The organism is Pseudomonas sp. 3B-A001-10F, from assembly GCF_056313565.1.
Genome location: NZ_JBQYFW010000001.1, coordinates 395,349 through 413,922, shown reverse-complemented (window position 1 = coordinate 413,922; position 18,574 = coordinate 395,349). Strand labels below are relative to the sequence as shown.

The 18,574-nt window shown below is 60.0% G+C and carries 15 protein-coding genes; 4 read left to right on the top strand and 11 right to left on the bottom strand.

Annotated features, from left to right (window positions below; all coding sequences use genetic code 11):
- Positions 1–171 precede the first annotated feature (171 nt).
- Both AC0ZWN_RS02005 and AC0ZWN_RS02000 read left to right on the top strand, forming a co-directional pair.
- The gene (locus AC0ZWN_RS02005) at positions 172–1,578 is read left to right on the top strand and encodes a purine-cytosine permease family protein (RefSeq protein WP_476333869.1); all 1,407 of its coding nucleotides are present in this window, start codon (positions 172–174) and stop codon (positions 1,576–1,578) included.
- A gap of 249 nt (positions 1,579–1,827) precedes the next feature.
- Positions 1,828–2,928: a polyamine ABC transporter substrate-binding protein gene (locus AC0ZWN_RS02000; protein WP_116256650.1), complete on the top strand. Its 1,101-nt coding sequence runs from the start codon at positions 1,828–1,830 to the stop codon at positions 2,926–2,928.
- A 124-nt stretch (positions 2,929–3,052) separates the two neighbouring features.
- Here the strand turns inward: AC0ZWN_RS02000 and AC0ZWN_RS01995 are convergent, their stop codons facing one another.
- Positions 3,053–4,027, bottom strand: a complete 975-nt coding sequence (locus AC0ZWN_RS01995) for a TerC family protein (RefSeq protein ID WP_476333867.1) — start codon at positions 4,025–4,027, stop codon at positions 3,053–3,055.
- A 164-nt stretch (positions 4,028–4,191) separates the two neighbouring features.
- Between AC0ZWN_RS01995 and AC0ZWN_RS01990 the strand changes: the two genes are divergently transcribed.
- Positions 4,192–5,136, top strand: coding sequence for a Dyp-type peroxidase (locus AC0ZWN_RS01990; protein WP_476333865.1), 945 nt, complete (start codon positions 4,192–4,194; stop codon positions 5,134–5,136).
- Here AC0ZWN_RS01990 and AC0ZWN_RS01985 read toward each other — a convergent pair whose 3' ends face one another.
- Positions 5,137–5,925, bottom strand: coding sequence for an AraC family transcriptional regulator (locus tag AC0ZWN_RS01985; RefSeq protein WP_427119414.1), 789 nt, complete (start codon positions 5,923–5,925; stop codon positions 5,137–5,139).
- A gap of 84 nt (positions 5,926–6,009) precedes the next feature.
- Here AC0ZWN_RS01985 and AC0ZWN_RS01980 point away from each other — a divergent pair, with 84 nt between their 5' ends.
- The gene (locus AC0ZWN_RS01980; protein ID WP_095120378.1) at positions 6,010–7,008 is read left to right on the top strand and encodes a bile acid:sodium symporter family protein; all 999 of its coding nucleotides are present in this window, start codon (positions 6,010–6,012) and stop codon (positions 7,006–7,008) included.
- A 103-nt stretch (positions 7,009–7,111) separates the two neighbouring features.
- Here AC0ZWN_RS01980 and AC0ZWN_RS01975 read toward each other — a convergent pair whose 3' ends face one another.
- The 9 genes from AC0ZWN_RS01975 to AC0ZWN_RS01935 form a co-directional block, all read right to left on the bottom strand.
- Entirely contained in the window at positions 7,112–7,867 is a 756-nt protein-coding gene (locus AC0ZWN_RS01975) for an ABC transporter ATP-binding protein (RefSeq protein WP_476333864.1), read from the bottom strand.
- Entirely contained in the window at positions 7,861–8,922 is a 1,062-nt protein-coding gene (locus tag AC0ZWN_RS01970) for a FecCD family ABC transporter permease (RefSeq protein WP_077573294.1), read from the bottom strand. The genes AC0ZWN_RS01975 and AC0ZWN_RS01970 overlap by 7 nt, the downstream gene beginning before the upstream one ends.
- Positions 8,919–10,100 carry an ABC transporter substrate-binding protein gene (locus AC0ZWN_RS01965; protein WP_476333862.1) on the bottom strand — a complete coding sequence of 394 codons (1,182 nt, stop codon included), beginning with the start codon at positions 10,098–10,100 and terminating at the stop codon, positions 8,919–8,921. Before AC0ZWN_RS01965 ends, AC0ZWN_RS01970 begins: the two co-directional genes overlap by 4 nt.
- 62 nt (positions 10,101–10,162) lie before the next feature.
- Positions 10,163–12,577, bottom strand: a complete 2,415-nt coding sequence (locus tag AC0ZWN_RS01960) for a TonB-dependent siderophore receptor (RefSeq protein WP_476333861.1) — start codon at positions 12,575–12,577, stop codon at positions 10,163–10,165.
- Between the two features lie 97 nt (positions 12,578–12,674).
- Positions 12,675–13,652, bottom strand: coding sequence for a FecR domain-containing protein (locus AC0ZWN_RS01955; protein ID WP_476333859.1), 978 nt, complete (start codon positions 13,650–13,652; stop codon positions 12,675–12,677).
- Positions 13,653–14,168, bottom strand: a complete 516-nt coding sequence (locus AC0ZWN_RS01950) for a sigma-70 family RNA polymerase sigma factor (RefSeq protein WP_093437645.1) — start codon at positions 14,166–14,168, stop codon at positions 13,653–13,655.
- Between the two features lie 94 nt (positions 14,169–14,262).
- The gene (locus AC0ZWN_RS01945) at positions 14,263–15,438 is read right to left on the bottom strand and encodes an aminotransferase class V-fold PLP-dependent enzyme (protein ID WP_476333857.1); all 1,176 of its coding nucleotides are present in this window, start codon (positions 15,436–15,438) and stop codon (positions 14,263–14,265) included.
- Positions 15,439–15,453: 15 nt separating this feature from the next.
- Positions 15,454–16,695 (bottom strand): MFS transporter, encoded by a 1,242-nt coding sequence (locus AC0ZWN_RS01940; RefSeq protein WP_476333856.1) that lies wholly within the window; start codon positions 16,693–16,695, stop codon positions 15,454–15,456.
- A 13-nt stretch (positions 16,696–16,708) separates the two neighbouring features.
- Positions 16,709–18,559 carry an IucA/IucC family protein gene (locus tag AC0ZWN_RS01935; RefSeq protein WP_093437659.1) on the bottom strand — a complete coding sequence of 617 codons (1,851 nt, stop codon included), beginning with the start codon at positions 18,557–18,559 and terminating at the stop codon, positions 16,709–16,711.
- Between the last annotated feature and the right edge of the window lie 15 nt (positions 18,560–18,574).

Genomic DNA, 18,574 nt, shown 5'->3' with positions numbered 1-18,574 from the left:
CAGGCCACGGTTTCAGCGAGGATGGCGTATCAGCTGGCGTCGTAAACTACGGATCAGTCTTGTGAATTGTTTGGAATACCATAATATGGTCTGCATCTGAGGGGCGGCCAGAGAGTCCCCCCGGTTTGGCTTCATACAACGATAAGAACAGACAAACTCGAGTTCATGCATATGTCCCAGATGTCCCGGCAAGATCCGTTGATCGAGAACCATACGGTCGACTACGTCCCACTCGCGGAACGCCACGGGAAGGCCCGCGACCTGTTCACCCTTTGGTTCAGCACCAACATTGCGCCACTGCCCATCGTCACCGGCGCCATGGTGGTTCAGGTGTTCCATCTCGATTTGCTCTGGGGGCTGCTGGCGATTGCGCTGGGGCACCTGATCGGCGGCGTGGTGATCGCGCTGGCCTCGGCGCAAGGCCCGCGCATGGGCATTCCGCAAATGGTTCAGAGTCGCGGCCAGTTCGGCCGTTACGGCGCGCTGCTGATCGTGTTCTTTGCCGCGCTGATCTACATCGGTTTCTTTATTTCCAACATCGTCCTGGCGGGTAAATCCATCGTCGGCATCGCGCCATCGGTGCCGGCGCCGCTGAGCATTCTGATCGGTGCACTGGCGGCCACGGCGATTGGCGTGATCGGCTACAACTTCATCCACACGCTGAACCGCATTGGCACCTGGGTGATGGGCGGCGCGTTGCTCGCCGGGTTCATCTATATCTTTGCCCATGACTTGCCGGCGGACTTCCTCACTCGCGGCAGTTTCAACCTGTCCGGCTGGCTGGCGACGGTGTCGCTGGGGATCATCTGGCAGATCAGTTTCTCGCCGTACGTGTCCGATTACTCGCGCTACCTGCCTGCGGATATCGGCATTGCCAAGCCGTTCTGGGCGACTTATCTGGGCGCGACGCTGGGGACGATTCTGTCGTTCAGCTTCGGTGCGGTTGCCGTACTGGCGACCCCGGAAGGTACCGAAGCGATGGTCGCGGTCAAGCAATCGACCGGGTGGCTCGGGCCGATTCTGATGGTGTTGTTTCTGCTGAATATCATCAGCCATAACGCGCTGAATCTGTATGGCGCGGTGCTGTCGATCATTACCTCGATTCAGACGTTTGCCAGCCAATGGACGCCCAGCATCAAGGTGCGCGTGGTGTTGTCGAGCGTGGTGCTGGCCGGTTGCTGCGTGGTTGCGTTGGGTGCGTCGGCGGACTTCATTTCCGAGTTCATCGGTTTGATTCTGGCGCTGCTGCTGGTGCTGGTACCGTGGGCGTCGATCAACCTGATCGACTTCTACCTGATCAAGCGCGGCTGCTACGACATCACCTCGATCTTCAGCGCTGATGGCGGGGTTTACGGGCGATTTAATCTGCACGCGATCATTGCCTACTTCATTGGCATCCTCGTGCAACTGCCATTCGCCAACACGTCGCTGTATGTCGGACCGTACGCCAATCTGGTTGAGGGTGCGGACTTGTCCTGGCTGGTGGGCCTGGTTGTCACCGTGCCGTTGTATTACTGCTTGGCAACACGCAGCCAGACTCAGCAGAGCAGGGCGGCGAGATTGGGTTACACCGACTGAGCTGATCCGCTTCACCACAATGCCCGGCCAAGTGCCGGGCATTGTTGTTTCCGCATCCCGGCGGTCAATCAAATTGGCCACATCGATCCCCTTTTGGCCCATCCCCCACTGTGCTCCAGCTACGCTGTCAGCAAGAATCAAAACCACAACAAGACGCTCGACCCTTTTTACCCTTGGCTACCTTTACAGCCGCTGCCGTGTACAGAACATAAAAACCATCGAACTCACGCTGCCTTTTGGGGAACAACCATGGTCACGATGAAACGCATTCTGGGTGCCACTGTGTGTGGGCTGACGCTGCTGGCCGGCGCTGTCCAGGCTGAGCAACGCGAACTGCGCGTGTACAACTGGGCGGATTACATCCTGCCGTCCGTGCCCAAGGATTTCGCCGCAAAAAGCGGCATCAAAGTGACTTGGGACACCTTCGACACCAACGAATCCCTGGAAGCCAAGCTGCTGACCGGCAACTCCGGTTACGACCTGGTGGTGCCGTCGAACCAGTTCCTCGAAACGCAGATCAAGGCTGGCGTATTTCAGAAACTGGATAAATCGAAACTGCCGAACTGGAGCCATCAGGATCCGGAACTGTTGAAACTGCTGGGCAAGAACGATCCGGGCAACCAGTACGGCGTGCCTTACATGGTCGGCACTGTGCTGATCGGCTTCAACCCGGCCAAAGTCAAAGCGGCACTGGGCGACAACGCGCCGGTGGACAGCTGGGATCTGGTGTTCAAACCGGAGAACATGGAAAAACTCAAATCCTGCGGTGTGGCGATGCTTGATTCGCCGACGGAAATCCTGCCGTTGGCCCTGCATTACCTGGGCCTCGACCCGAACAGCCAGAACCCCGCCGACTATGAAAAAGCCAAGGAGCTGATGCTCAAGGTTCGCCCGTACGTGACCTACTTCAACTCGGCCAAGTACATGACCGACATCGCCAACGGCGACATCTGCGTGGCGATCGGTTACTCCGGCAGCTTCTATCAGTTCGGCAACCGCGCCAAAGAGGCCGGCAACGGCGTGGTGGTCGACTGGCGTTTGCCGAAGGAAGGTGCGCCGATCTGGTTCGACACCTTCGCGATTCCGAAGAGCGCGAAGAACGTCGCCGAAGCGCATGAATTCCTCAACAACCTGCTCGATCCGAAAGTGATCGCACCGATCAGCGACTTCCTCGGCTACCCGAATGCGAACAAGGATTCGATGCCGCTGATCAACAAGGAAATCACCGGCAACCCGAACCTTACACCGACCCCGGAAGCACTGAAAAACCTCTACGTCGTGCAACCGTTGCCGCAGAAGCTCGAGCGCGTGCGTACGCGGGTGTGGACCAACATCAAGTCCGACAAGTAACACCGCTCCCCCTGTAGGAGTGAGCCTGCTCGCGATAGCGGTCTGTCGGACAACGCGGTGTTGACTGGCAGACCGCTATCGCGATTGCGCGAGCTGGCTCACTCCTACAAGGTTTTGTGGTGTGTCATTCAGTGCGGCGTTCGGCATCTTTGGTCATCACCAGGCTCAGCAAAACCGAACTCAGGATGACCCCACCCACTACCGCGAGCGACCACTCCACCGGCATGTGCAACCACGGCATCAACACCATCTTGCCGCCGATAAACACCAGCACAATCGCCAACCCATACTTGAGCAAGTGAAAGCGGTCCGCCATATCTGCCAGCAGAAAATACAGCGCGCGCAGGCCCATGATCGCGAAGATATTCGAGGTGAAGACAATGAACGGATCAGTCGTCACGGCGAAGATTGCCGGGATGCTGTCGACCGCAAACATCAAGTCACTGGCCTCGATCAGCACCAGTACCAGAAACATCGGCGTGGCCCAGCGCACGCCGTTCTGCAGGACGAAAAAGCGTTCGCCATGAAAGCTGCTGGTGATGCGCATATGCCCGCGCACCCAACGCAGCAACGGATTCTTGTCCAAGTCTGGCTGGTGGTCGGCAAACACCAGCATCTTGATCCCGGTGATGATCAGGAACACGCCGAACGCGTACAGCAGCCACTCGAACTGCGACACCAGCCACACGCCGGCAAAAATCATCACCGCGCGCATCACTATTGCCCCGAGCACGCCGTACAGCAGCACCCGCCGCTGTAACTCCGGCGGTACGGCGAAGTAGCTGAAGATCATCACGAAGACGAACATGTTGTCGATCGACAGCGATTGCTCGATCAGATAACCGGTAAGGAATTCGAGGGTTTTCTGCCGGGCGATCTCGGCGCCGAACGCACCGTGCAAATACCACCAGAGCAGCGCCGCGAAACTCAGTGCCAGCAGGCACCAGGCGATGACCCAGGACAAGGCTTCGCGAACCGACACCCGGTGCGCCTTGCGCCCACCGAAGACAAACAGGTCCAATGCCAGCATGGCAAGCACGAAGACGATGAAGGCGGCCCACATCCACGGTTCGCCGATATTGATGTTGGTGGCTGGCATGTCACGCTCCCTGTCTATTCTTGGATTGGGGTCAGACGAGGCCATGCTAGCGACGAGTTTGCGGCAAAGAAAAATCGTTTATTTCTACGCAACAGTTCGATAAAAACGAACTATCTGCCCTCGTTATCAGATCGGGCATTTTTTACGGAGCAATGTTTTCAGCGATGAATACCGACATTCTCGAACCTCAAGCGGTGTGCAGTCCGATCACCAGCAGTGCGATTTTCATCGTCGCGACGCTGAATGCCGGGCCTGAAGCCGCGCAAACCGTCAAAGACTGGTGCGGCGATGTTGCCGGGCTGGTGCGTTCGGTTGGCAAGCGCGTACCGACCGGCAATCTGACCTGCATCTGCGGCTTTTCCTCGAACGCCTGGGATCGCCTGTTTGGCAATCCGCGCCCGGCGTCGCTGCACGATTTTCGCGAGTTTGGCGAGGAAGGGCGGCACGCTCCGGCAACCCCGGGCGATCTGCTGCTGCACATTCGCGCCGATCAAATGGACCTGTGTTTTGAACTGGCCACGCAAATCATGGCGGTTCTCGGTAATGCGGTGACGGTGGTCGACGAAGTGCAAGGTTTTCGCTATTTCGACATGCGCAGCATCATCGGTTTTGTCGACGGCACGGAAAACCCGGTCGGGCGCAAAGCCGTCAACTTCACCATCGTCGGTGACGAAGATCCCGATTTCAGCGGCGGCAGTTACGTGCTGGTGCAGAAGTACCTGCACAACATGACCGCGTGGAACGGCCTGAGCGTTGAAGCGCAGGAGCGCGTTATCGGTCGCACCAAGCTCTCCGACATCGAACTGGATGACGCGGTCAAACCGAGCAACTCGCACAGCGCGCTGACCACCATCACCAACGCTGACGGCGAGGAAGTGAAAATCCTCCGTGACAACATGCCGTTCGGCCGGCCGGGAGCCGGGGAGTTCGGCACGTTCTTCATCGGTTACGCGCGCTCGCCCGAGCCGATCGAGCAGATGCTGGAAAACATGTTCGTCGGCAAGCCACCGGGTAATTACGACAAGTTGCTGGATTTCAGTACCGCCGTCACTGGCAGCCTGTATTTCGTGCCATCAGCGGACTTGCTGGAAGCACTGGCGGATCGCTGATCAGCGAAAAAACTCCCCCGGCGTTTCGCCAAACTGTTGGCGAAACGCGGCGATAAACGCCGAGGTCGAGTCGTAACCACAGGCCAGCGCAACGTCGGTGACGCGTTCGCCTTTTTCCAGCGGTGTCAGTGCACCGAGCAGGCGCAAACGCTGGCGCCAGGCGCGGAAGGTCAGGCCGGTGTCACGTTGAAACAGGCGGGTAAGGGTCTTTTCGGTGACGCCGAACTTCTCGCTCCAGTGGCTCAGCGTGGTCTGCTGTTCCGGGTGTTGCTCAAGGCTCTGGTAGATCTGCTTCAAGCGGGCGTCTTGTGGCAACGGCAGCATCAGATCGATCTGCGGCGCCTCGGCCAATTGATCAAGGATGACCTGGGCCAGACGTCCGTGCGGGCCGCTTTGCTCGTATTCCACCGGAACCTCACTGAACGCGCGAATCAGTTCCCGGAGCAGGTCGCTGACGCCCAGCACATGGCAGCGCTCAAGCGCCCACCCGGCGACGCTGCAATCGATGTAGAGACTGCGCATTTCCGTGTGCGGCGAGCTGAACACCCGATGCGGCACGCCCGCCGGGATCCACACGGCGCGCTCCGGCGGCGCGACGAAGCGGCCGGCGCTGGTCTGGATTTCCAGCACGCCCTGAATCGCGTAGGACAACTGTACCCACGGGTGGCTGTGGCGTCGGGTCAGGGCGCGATTGGGCAGCGATTCGGTGCGTCCGTAGAGTGGGCGCGGCAGGCTGGGCAGCCCGGGAATGCTGCGACGGACGCTTTTGTCATGTCCTTTAGGCGGCATCTTGTGGCCCTTCGGCGTTAGTCGGTAATTGGCAGTCACGTTAGAGTCGTCGGCACGCACTGGCAACCCCCGGATGGACCGACCATGACTCGCCCACGTTTTTTGCCCGACAACTTCACCCTGACGCTGATCGGCGTCGTGCTGCTGGCCAGTTTCCTGCCGGCCAGCGGCCAAGTCGCCGTCGGCTTTGGCTGGTTGACCAACATCGCCATCGCCCTGCTGTTTTTCCTGCATGGCGCCAAACTGTCCCGTGAATCGATCATTGCCGGGGCCGGCCACTGGCGCCTGCATTTGCTGGTGTTTGGCCTGACGTTTGTCCTTTTCCCGCTACTGGGCCTGGCGCTGAAACCGCTGCTGTCACCGCTGATCGGCGACAAGCTGTACATGGGCATGCTTTACCTGTGCGCATTGCCGGCCACGGTGCAGTCGGCGATCGCCTTCACCTCGCTGGCGCGGGGGAATATTCCGGCGGCGATTTGCAGCGCGGCGGCGTCGAGCCTGTTCGGGATCTTCCTCACGCCGCTGTTGGTGACGCTGCTGCTCGACGTACACGGTGATGGCGGTTCGACGCTGGATGCGATCCTGAAAATCAGCGTGCAATTGCTCCTGCCATTCATTGCCGGGCAGATCGCCCGTCGCTGGATCGGTGCGTGGGTCGGACGCAACAAGAACTGGCTGAAGTTTGTTGATCAGGGTTCGATTTTGCTGGTCGTCTACGGCGCATTCAGCGAGGCGGTCAACGAAGGCATCTGGCATCAGATTCCGCTCATCGAGCTGCTGGGGCTGGTGGTGGTCTGCTGCATTCTGCTGGCGCTGGTGCTGTTGGCGTCGACGCTGTTGGGCAAGGCGTTTGGCTTCAGCCAGGAAGACCGCATCACCATTCTGTTCTGCGGTTCGAAAAAGAGCCTGGCCACCGGCGTGCCGATGGCGCAGGTGTTGTTTGCCGGCAGCACGATTGGCGTGTTGATCCTGCCGTTGATGCTGTTCCATCAGATCCAGTTGATGGTCTGTGCGGTGCTCGCTCAGCGCTACGCCAAGCGCCCGGAATCGGTGCCAGAGCTGATGGCACAAGTCGATCCATAACACACCCCACCGTGTAGGAGCTGCCGCAGGCTGCGATCTTTTGATCTTGTCTTTTAAAAAACAAAGATCGCAGCCTTCGGCAGCTCCTACAGGGGCGGGGAGATCAGACGATGTCGTCGATCAGGATATGCGATAGCCCTTTGCTGCACTGCTCGATGCGTGCTTCGACCTTGTAGACCTCGCGCAGCATCTGTTCGGTGATCACCTCATTGCTCGGGCCGCTGCCCTGACTGGTGCCATCGGCAATCACCAGCACCTGATCGGCGAAGCGCAACGCCTGATTCAGATCATGGATGGCAATGAACACAATCACCTCGCGTTTGCGCGCGAGGTTGCGCATGAAATTCAGCACTTGCACTTGTCGATGCATGTCGAGGGCGCTGGTCGGTTCGTCCATCAGCAGGATTTCCGGTTCGCGCACCAGCGTCTGGGCGATGGAGACCAACTGCTGCTGACCGCCGCTGAGTTCACCAAGGTTACGGAACGACAGCCCGGTGATGCCCAGCGCGGCGAGAATCTCGTCGACCAGTTTCAGCTCATCATCGTGGACCACCCAGCCCGGGGTCAGTTGCTTGCGCGCCAGCAGCACGGATTCGTACACCGTCAAACGCGCACTGGCATTCAGGCCCTGCGGCATATAGCTGATACCCGTCGGGCCTTTTTTCGATTCTTTCAGGATGACCTGACCCGGCCCGTCGATCAGCCCGGCCATGCGTTTGAACAACGTCGATTTGCCGGCCGCGTTGGGCCCGACCACAGCCACCACCTGACCGCCAAAAAACGTTGCCGTCGAGACGCCACGAATGATCTCGCGCTGGCCGTAGCGGGCGCCCAGATTTTCCAGTTGCAGCGTCACCATGAGTTTTTCTTCCCGCCGAGAATCAGTGAAATGAAGAACGGCACGCCGATCAGCGAGGTGACCACGCCGATGGGGAAAATCGCACCGGGGATCAGAGTCTTGCTGACCACCGAACTGGCCGAGAGAATCAACGAACCGGTGAGCAAGGAGGCCGGCAAAAAGAAGCGCTGATCTTCACCGATCAGCATGCGCGCGATGTGCGGCCCGACCAGACCGATGAAGCCGATGGTGCCAACGAACGCCACGGGAAACGAGGCGAGCAGGCTGACCATGATCAGCGTCTGAAAGCGCAGGCTGCGCACATTGATGCCGAAACTGGCAGCCTTGTCGTCACCCAAACGCAGGGCGGTCAGGGCCCAGGCGCGTTTGGCGAAGATCGGCAGGGTGATCAGGATCACCAGGCAGATCACCCCGAGTTTCGGCCAAGTAGCTTTGGTCAGGCTGCCCATGGTCCAGAACACCACGGCGGCAACGGCTTGCTCGGTGGCGAAGAACTGCACCAGCGCCAGCAGCGCATTGAAAGTGAACACCAATGCGATGCCGAGCAGCACGATGGTTTCGGCAGTGACGCCACGGCGCATGCTCAAGAAGTGAATCAACAGCGCCGAGAGCATGGCCATGATGAAGGCGTTGAGCGGCACCATGAATTGCGCGGCCAGCGGGAACAACGCCACACCGAAGGCCAGGCCCAGCGCCGCGCCGAAACTGGCGGCAGCGGAAATGCCCAAGGTGAACGGACTGGCCAACGGGTTATTGAGGATGGTCTGCATCTGCGCGCCGGCCAGCGATAACGCCGCGCCAACGGCCACTGCCATCAACGCCACTGGCAGACGAATGTCCCACATCACCACGCGCACTTGTGGCGAGGCGCTGTCCGGCGAAAACAGGGCGCCGAGCACTTCGCTGAAACTGTAACTCGCCGGGCCCAGTGCCAGATCGAGCAGCACACTGCACAGCAACAGAACGACCAGCCCGGCGAGGATCAGGCGTTTACGCAGCACCAGTCGCCGGTAGGTTTCGCGCTGCACCTCGACGGTGTCGGTCAAAGAACTCATGGTTTGACCTCAGGATTGCGCAGGCTGACGAAGTAGCCCGACTCATACGGCACGGGCAGAAAACGCTCGTGCAGTTCGCGGAAGGAGGCGTCCGGGTCGAGATCGGCAAACAGCTCCGGGTGAAACCATTTGGCCAACTGCTGAATAGCCACGAACTGGTAAGGGCTGTTGTAGAACTGATGCCAGATGGCGTGGAAGGCTTGTGTCTCCTGAGCCTTGATCCCGGCGTAGGCCGGACGCTGCGTATACCACGCGAGTTTTTTCCGCGCCTGGTTCATGTCGGCGCCGGGCCCGACACCGACCCAATGGCCACCGGGTGCAAAGGCTTCCCAGTTGGCCGTGGTGACCACCACGTGCGCCGGATTGGCGACGATGACCTGCTCGGGATTCAACTGGCCAAACGTGGTCGGGATAATCCCCCGGGCGATATTGTTGCCGCCGGCCATGTCGACAAACAGACCAAAGTTCTCGTTGCCGAAACTCAGGCAGCAATCGTCGGTGTAGCCGCCGATGCGCTCGATGAACACGCTTGGACGCGGTGGGTGCTGTTTCTCGATGACGTCGGTGACGCGGTGAATCTGCTGGTTGCGAAAATCAATGAAGGCTTCGGCGCGTTGCTCTTTACCGAACAGTTTGCCGAACAGGCGCATGGTCGGTTCGGTGTTCTGCATCGGGTTGTTGCGAAAATCGACGTACACCACCGGGATGCCCAAAGCGTCGAGCTTCTCGATATAGCGCGCATCTTCGGTGGCGTGCTGCGCTTCGATATTGAGGATGATCACGTCCGGGCGCTGCGAGATCGCTTGTTCGATATCAAAGGTGCCTTCTTCAAAGCCGCCGAAGGTGGGGATTTTGGCAATGCCGGGGAATTGTCGCAGGTAGGCATTGTAGGTGTCCGGGTCCGACTGGATCAGATCCTTGCGCCAGCCGACGATGCGTTCGATCGGGTTTTGTGTGTCCAGTGCAGCGACCAGATACAACTGCCGGCCTTCACCGAGGATGACCCGTCTGACCGGCAGATGCACCTTGACCTTGCGCCCGAGCAGATCGGTCACTTCGGTGCGCGCCGTATCCGCTTCGCTGGCGTTTGCATTGCGCGGCGCCAGCGCAGACAGGCTCAGCAGTCCTGCCAGTAACAGCGCAGCCATCGCGAGGCTGCGTCGATCGAAAATCACCATGGTCAAAGCCTTTGCAAAGGTCAGTTCGGCCAACGGCTCACACCGCTGTCCGGCTGAACGTTTCAGAAATCGACAGTCGCCGACAGTAATAAGGTGCGTGGTGAGCCTTGGGAGAACGCGCCGTAGGAAGCGACGCCCGACCAGTACTCGTGATCGAACACGTTCTGCACGGTGGCGCGAAACGTGGTCGGTCGATCATCGATGCGCGTGCTGTAGCGGGCGCCGACATCGAAGCGGGTCCAGTCATCGAGTTTTTGTGTGTTGGCCTGGTTCACGTACTGGCTGCCGGTGTGGATCGCGCCTCCGGTCAGTGTCAGCCCCTCGACCCAAGAGGTGTCCCATTCGGCCCAGAGGTTGGCCTGAACCTCGGGCACGCCGACCGGTTTGTTGCCGCGGTTGGCGGCCACGCCGGTTTTCGTCAGTTCGGCATTGAGCAGGGTCACGCCGCCGAGCAGGCGAGTGCCCGGCGTGACTTCGCCGAACACGTTCAGCTCCAGCCCGCGATTGCGTTGTTCGCCCTGCACCGAGAACACCCCGGAGGCCAGTTCGCCGCTGGGTTTGGTGATTTGAAACAGGCTGATGGTGGAGGTGAACGTGCCGTAATCGGCTTTGACCCCGAGTTCGTGCTGGCGGGAAACATAAGGGGCAAAGATCTCGCCAGCGTTGGACGCGGTGGAAGGCGCGATGTCGCCCTTGCTCAGCCCTTCGAGGTAGTTGTAGTAGAACGAAACGTGATCCCAAGGCTTGATCACCGCGCCGAACAACGGGGTCGTCCGGCCGTCGTCGTAGGACGTGGTCACCACGCCGGCGGCGTTGTAGTTGTCGGATTTGATGTTCTGTTTGCGCAAGCCCAGGGTTACCTGCGCGCGGTCATCGAGAATCGACAGCGTGTCGGCGAGCGCCACTCCAGTCAGCTCGCTCTGCGAGACTTTCGGCGTATCCGGCTTGGGGATGTAAGGTTGCGGGCGATCCACCGGGTGATAGATGTTCGACAGAATCGGTGCGCCGGAAATGATCCCGCGCGACAATACATCGCGATAGCGACTGACTTGCACGGTGGTGCGGTGACTGATCGGCCCGGTATCGAAGCGCAGCCGCGCACCGGCATCAACGGTGTAACGCTCGACTTCGAACTTGTAGTAGCCGGGGATCGACGAGGTGTCGCCAGCGGCATTGATAATGGTCGGCGTCTGGTCGGACATTCGCGCCACATCCGATTTGCCGCCGCCGGCATGGGCGAACACCGTCAATGCGTCGCTGAGGTCATATTCGCCGCTGAGCAGCGCCGATTTGTCACGGGTTTTCGACCAGCCCCAATCCTGACTGACGTTGCTGCGACCGTTGGCGGCGGAAGGAATGTCCACGCCCGAAGCAATGAGAAATGGCCGCGAGGCAGCGTCGAAGCTTTCTTTTTGGCTAAGCCAGTCGAAGGTCGTGCGCAGGCGCTCACCCTGATAATCGAGAGAGATCGCACCAATATCGACATGCCGCGATTGATCGTCGATCGCCGTGTTGCCCAGTTGCGTACTGCCGTTGAAGCGCACGCCAAAACGACGCTCTTCACCGAAACGTCGACTGACATCGAGATGGCCACCGGCCTGAGCATCCATGGCGTAACTGGCGGTGAAACGGGTCAGGTCTTCATCGAGGGAGCGTTTCGGCACCACGTTGATCACGCCGCCCACCGCGTTGTTGGGTGACATGCCGTAGAGCAGGGCGCCGGGGCCTTTGACCAGTTCGATGCGCTCGGCGTATTCGGTGAAAACCCGATAGTTGGGCGCCACACCGTAAACGCCGTCGAAGGCCAGTTCACCGAGGTTGCCTTCGCCGACGGGAAAGCCACGGATGAAGAACGAGTCGACAATCCCTCCGGTCTGGCCAGTGGAACGCACCGAAGAATCACGTTCCAGCACATCGCCGACGGTGACGGCCTGTTGATCCTTGATCAGCGCCGAGGTGTAGGTGCTGACGCTGAATGGCGCGTCCATCACATCCGTATTGCCAAGAATGCCCAGGCGCCCGCCGTTGGCCACTTGTCCACCTGCATACACTTCTGGCAGGGAATCGGCGCGCTTTTCGGTGCCGATGATCGATGTTTCATCCAGCGTCACCCGGCGCTGCACCAATGTGTAGCTGCCGTCGCTGCGCAAGACCATGTCCAGGCCACTGCCGGCCAGCAAGCGATTGACCGCCTCCTGCGTCGAGTAATTGCCGATCAGCGCAGCGCTCGTCAGGCCTTCGGCCAGCGAGGGCTCGAAAGACAGGGCAATGTTGGCGTCCACGGCGAAGTTCGACAGGGTCGCACCCAGCGGCCCGGCGGGAATGTTGTAGGCACGAACCGCGACAGCGTCCAGTTGCACCGGCACGGCGGCCAAGGCAAACGGGCAAACGGCACCGATCAGGACAAGGCTTAGCAACGCACTGCGAACAACGGGTTTGAGCTGACGTTCCGGGCGCAGATGGCGTGCGGCAAGCATGGATGAATGAGCCTATAAACAGGACGAAAAGGTGTTTCTCCCCAATAGCCAGTCGAGATCGAAAAAAGTATCACCGCAGCGGCAATTATTTTTTCACTCAGGCCGGGGAGAGCATGACCCAGTAGCCATTCAAATGGCCGCTGACGAGGATCGGGTAGGTTTGCGCCAGCATGTTCAAGGTGCGTTGACTGTCGCTGATCGGGTAGGCGCCGGAAATGCGCAGATCGGCAATCACCGGATCGAGGCGCACGAAGCCGCGGCGATAGCGCGTGAGTTCGTCGACAAAATCGGCCAGACGCATCTTGTCAGCCATCAACATGCCTTGGCTCCAGGCGCCGACGTAGCGGTCGGCAACGCTGAGCTGGCCGAAGGTGTAGGAAGAGAAATCAGTGCGTTGACCGGCGTTGACGATCAGCGGCGTGGTCTGGCGATTGTCCGCGAGCTCGACTTTGACCGCGCCTTCCAGCACGGCGAGGTGGGTGCGCGGTTGCAGTTCGCGCACGGTGAAACGCGTGCCCAGCGCCTGCATCCGACCTTGACGGGTACTGACCAGAAACGGTCGCGCCAACGGTGAAATGTCCGGCGCGGTCTGCACCAGTATTTCGCCTTCGCGCAGGTGGATGAGGCGTTGATCGGCGTCGAACAGCACGTCGATGGCGGTGTCGGTGTTCAGGGTGATTTTCGAGCCGTCGGCCAGGGTCAGCTCGCGTTGCTGGCCAACGGCAGTGCGATAGTCGGCTGACCATTGTTGGGTTTCGGCCAGCTTCCAGCTGCCCCAGCCGGCCGGCAGGATCGCCAGAATCATCGCCAGTTTGCCCAGCGCCACACGGCGCTCCGGGCTGCTCGGGCGATCGAGCGCCGACATCGCCAGTGACGGTGGCAGGCCGCCGAGTTTGCTCTGCAACAACTGCGCCCGCGCCCAGGCACGACCGCGCTCGGGCGTGCTGGCTTTCCAGTATTCCCATTCGCCGCGTTCGCTGTCGCTGAGTTCGCCTTCACTCATGCGGATCAACCAGTCGGCGGCTTCTTCCAAGGCCTGGTGATCGAGATGCGGCTCATGGCGGCGGCTGAGCATTCACTCCACCAGCAACAGGCACTGCACGAAGGCTTGCTTCATGTAGCGTTTGACGGTGATCAGCGATACGCCCAGCTGCTCGGCGATGTCGTCGTATTTCAGCCCGCTGATCTGCGACAACAGAAAGGCGCGTTTGACCAGCGGCGGCAGGGCGTCGAGCATCGCGTCGATTTCGTGCAGGGTTTCCAGCACCATGAAACGCAATTCTGGCGAAGGCACTTCCGGCGCCGGCACATGGGCGAGGGCTTCCAGATAGGCACGTTCCAGCGCCTTGCGTTGATACCAGTTGACCAGAATGCCCTTGGCCACGCAGCTCAGATACGCGCGTGGCTGCTCAATGACGGTGACTTGCGAGGCGAGGATGCGGGTGAAGGTGTCCTGCGCCAGATCCGCCGCATCCATGGCGTTTCCCAGTTTTTTTCTCAGCGTCGCGTACAGCCAGCCGTGATGGCCGCTGTACAGGGCTTCGATCGCGCGCAGGTGATTGGCATTATTCGCGGGAAGGGTTTCGCTCATGGCTGCAGATTTTCATGCAATTGAGAAGTATTCCCAATGCTAGTTTACAACCCCTCTTTGACGCAAGCGCCGATTGGCGTCCTGTTCAGGCGCCCTATAAACCGCGCAGTGCAGCAACCATTGTGTCGATTTCCGCCTCAGTGTTGTACGCATGCACCGACGCACGGCTGACCTCCAGCAAGTCCCTGTGCTGCATGTCGAGCAGGGTCGAGCGGAACGTCGAGGTGCTGACGTTGATGCGCTTTTCCTGGCCGGTCAGCCACTGCTGAACGTGCGTGGCGCTGCTGTCGCGATGAGTAAACGTGACGATGCCGGACTTCTGCACCCCGAGGTCTCGCGGCGTGATACCGGGGATATCTGTCAGTTGTCGGCGCAGGTAATCAGCCAGTTGCTGAATCCGCAGCCACATCGGTTCGATGCCTTGCGCCAGCGCGTATTCCACTGCCGCACCGAGGCCGAGTTTGGCGGTGACGTTGCATTCCCAGTTCTCGAAGCGTCGGGCATCGGCGCGGATCTTGAAAGTCTGGGCGTCCTGCAATGAGGCGGCATGCAAGTCGAGAAACGCCGGCTCAAGGTTCTGGCACAGGGACTTTTCGACATACAAGAAGCCCATCCCGCGCGGTCCGCGCAGGTATTTGCGACTGGTGGCCGCGAGCATGTGGCAGCCGATTTTCTGCACGTCGATCGGCATCTGCCCGACACCCTGACAGGCATCGAGCAGAAACAGCACGCCAGCCGAACGGGCGAGGGCGCCGATCTGCTCGATGGGTTGCACCGGGCCGCCATTGGTGGCGATCACCGGCAGCGAGATCAGCGCGACCCGATCATCGTCGAGCATTGCCGTTAGCGCCGACAGGGAAACCTGGCCGTGTTCATCGTTGGGGATGACCCGAATCTCGATGCCACGCCGCTGCTTCATTTGCAGATAGGGAATGTAGTTGCCGGCGTATTCGGTGGTCGACGTCAGCACCACATCGCCGGGTTGCAGCGGCAACGAATAGAACGCCATATCCCATGCGCGGGTCGCGTTCTCGATCACCGCAATTTCGTTAGGCTGAGCGTTGATCAATTGCCCGATGGCGGCGTAGACATTTTCCACTTCGGCCGATTGTTGCCCGGCGGCTTCGTAGCCGCCCAGATTCGCTTCAAGCTGAATATGACGGGTCATGGTTTCGATCACCGGCGCGGGCATCAGCGCCGCGCCGGCATTGTTGAAGTGGATCAGTTGCGCGACGGCGGGGGTGTCGGCGCGCAGTTGTTCAATGTTCAAAAGCAGACTCCTTGATCATTCCCCGTCTGGGGCTGGGCTCGGTTGCATCACCGCCGGCCAGTAGCGCAACGCGACGATCGGGATCAGTGCGACGACGTAAGCCAGGCAAACAAACAGATAGGTGTACTGCAAACCGTAGACCTGACTGAGCAGGCCGCCGGCGGAAATCCCCGCAATCGAAGCGAATTGCGCAGTGCCCTGAGCGATGCCCAGTACATGACCCTGTCGCGAGCTGTCGGCGGTCTTCGAGATCAGCGCCATCAACACCGGTGTAGTCGCACCCAGCAACACACCCCAAATGAAGTAGGCAATGACGAACACCAGCGGGTTGTGAGTGATTCCCGCCACGGCAGTGAGGACGATGCAGCCGATGACCACGTAAGTCATGCGCTGCAAGGTGTCCTGCTGACCACGGTGTTCGAAATAACGCGACCACGCCGTGGCCGACAGAATGAAGCCCAGCGCCAGCAAGCCGTAGCAGAGGCCGACCACCGAATTGCTGACCTCGAACACCGAGCTGACATACAGCGAAAACGAGGTCTGCGGCAGCATCCGCGCCAGCAACAGAATGCCCATCACACCGAGCAGCGACAGCAATGGTGAGCCTTGCCAGAGGCTGCCGGAACGCGCCGGTGCAGTTTTGTCGACGGCCACGGCTTTCTTTACCGGCGGCACGTCCGGCAAGGTCACGGCGGCGATCACGGTACACACCGCACACAGCGCCGAAGCAATGATGTTGATCCAGAAGAACGTCGCGTAATCGAGGATCAAACCGCCGACCACCGCACCCAGCAGCGAGCCGACGTTGGTCGAGATTTGCAGAATGGCGAACAGCCGTGCGCGCCGCGACGGCGCTTCAATGCTGACACCGTAGGCCTGTGCCGGCGCGATATAGCCGGCAAACGCGCCTTGCAGAAAGCGCAGGATCAGAATCACCCAGATATCACTGAACAGGGCCAGCCCAAGCTGGGTCAACGACAAACCGGCGAGGGCGCGGATCATCATCAACTTGTGGCCGTAGCGATCACCGATCCGGCCCCAGAATGCACTGGTGAGAATAATGCCCAGCATCGGCCCGACGTACACGGCGATGCTGGCGAAGCTGAAAAGCGACTCTGACGTCGTCAGCCCACGCAGGTGGACAGGCCAGAACGGCCCGCTCATTTCCATCGCGCCCATCGATACCAACTGGATCGCAAATAGAAGATAAATCAGGATTCTTACTCTCGAACCCTGGATGGCACCTGCTTGTGACATGAGTCAGCCTCGGTTAAACGCTAGCGAGCGGGTTGGTCAGGGTGTGTTGCAAACGATAGTTGCTGTACTGCATCAAGTGCATGCGCAACAGCGAACGGGTTGGCCATGGCTCTTCGACGAACGCCTTGTGCTCGGTTTCCCACACGTCTGCCGCGACCCGGTCACGCACCGCTTCGAAGGCAAGGTCGGTTTCTTCGCGCAAGATTTGCCATAGCCGCGTGTTGTTGAAAGCGTATTCCTTGTTCAGCCACAGGGCCATTTCATGCAGGTGCGTGAGGAACGCCGCGTCGAGCACAAACATGCGCACCGGCTCGATATCACCGGAGAATACTGTCGGCAGAATACCCGGCTGCACGTGCGGTTGCAGGCTGTAACCACGGCCCTCGAGCAACGGCGCGTAAGTGCGGCCATCGCCGAAATCGCGAATCAGCAGACTACGTGCTTTGCCATCCGGGGAGAACAGCACCATGGTGTTTTGCTGGTGCGCCTCAAGGCCGATGCCGTACATCAAGTAGATCGCCACCACCGGGTGAGTCACCACCTTCGCGTACTCGCGGAACCAGCTCTCGACCTGCGCAGCATTGGCGCGCACACCGTCACGTTCAATCAGATCGGTGAACAGCGGACGACCACTGCCGGGCAAACGGGTGAACAGTGAAGCCACTGTTATCGGCAGGCATTCATCGTTGCGTTCAAACGCTGGCGCACTGGCGCGATAAACCACGGACAGATGACGGCCCGGGTGATCGTCCTGCGTCACCGCGTTTTTGTAACGCACACCGATTTCTTCCGGAAAGATTTCCAGGCGCTGATCGAAGCCGTTTTCCGTCTCGAGAATCTTGCTAATCACCGTGCTGATGCGCGGACCCATGTGAATCGACTTGGCTTGCAGGCTGCGCAGTTCGCTGGTCATCCATACCGCGATGGGCAGTTTGATCAGCGGCGCGGATTCGTCCAGTAGCGGCATCATCGTGCGATACGACATGGTCGGCAGGGTTGGCAGGTCCGGGCCATCGGTGATCAGAATGCCGTCGGCGATTTCCTGCGCGAAGGTTTCCAGCACGTAGGCTTGTAAATGCCAGCTGTGGATCGGCAAGGGCAGCCATTGGTTTTCGTCCAGCCCCTTGCTGTTGAGCGAGGCTTTCCATTGCGCCCATTGCGTCGGGAAATGCTCGGCGAACCAGGCGCGGTAATCGATCACGTGCGGCATGCTTTCGCTTTTCGCGTTGTCGGCGCGCAGTGCGGCGATGCGCAGCGGCACCTGTGCGTTGAACTCGGGCGACAGTTGCTCGACCTCTTCATCGGTCAGGCCCGGGCGGGCTTTCCAGGTCGGGTAATACGGGTGGCCTTCCAGCGAACCCCACTGGTCGAGCAGGATCGCGGCGTCCTTGGTTTTGGCGTGTTGGCGCAAGTAATCAGTAAAGCTGTGCAGTCCTTGATCCTTGGCGGCTTGTGCCAGTCGGGCGTTCCAGTGCTGGCGATGCTGACGGGCGTGGGCGTCGTTGGTCAGGCTGTTTTCCATGTCGGACTTGAGCCCGGCCACGCCTTCGTCGGTCGGGGCGAAGTCGAAACTGTCGCGCAGCACATCGAGCATGTCCTGGTGGCTGGTGATCACCTGGCGCACGCCTTCATCGGTGACCAACACCACGTCGCCGTCGTTGACCACGGTATCGGCCGGGCCTTTGGCGATGTCGGAAAAAGCCAGGTGGGCGCGGCCGCCCTTGAGCGGATACGTGGCCTGGTGGCCCTCGACGGAAAAGCTCAGGGCCGCTCGGTCGAGGATGTTTTCCGCAAACAGGCAACGCACCAGACGGCGCATGGCGTTTTTGCGGGAGTAGGCGATCAGTGTCTTGAAGTCATCCATATCAGCGGTCTGCTC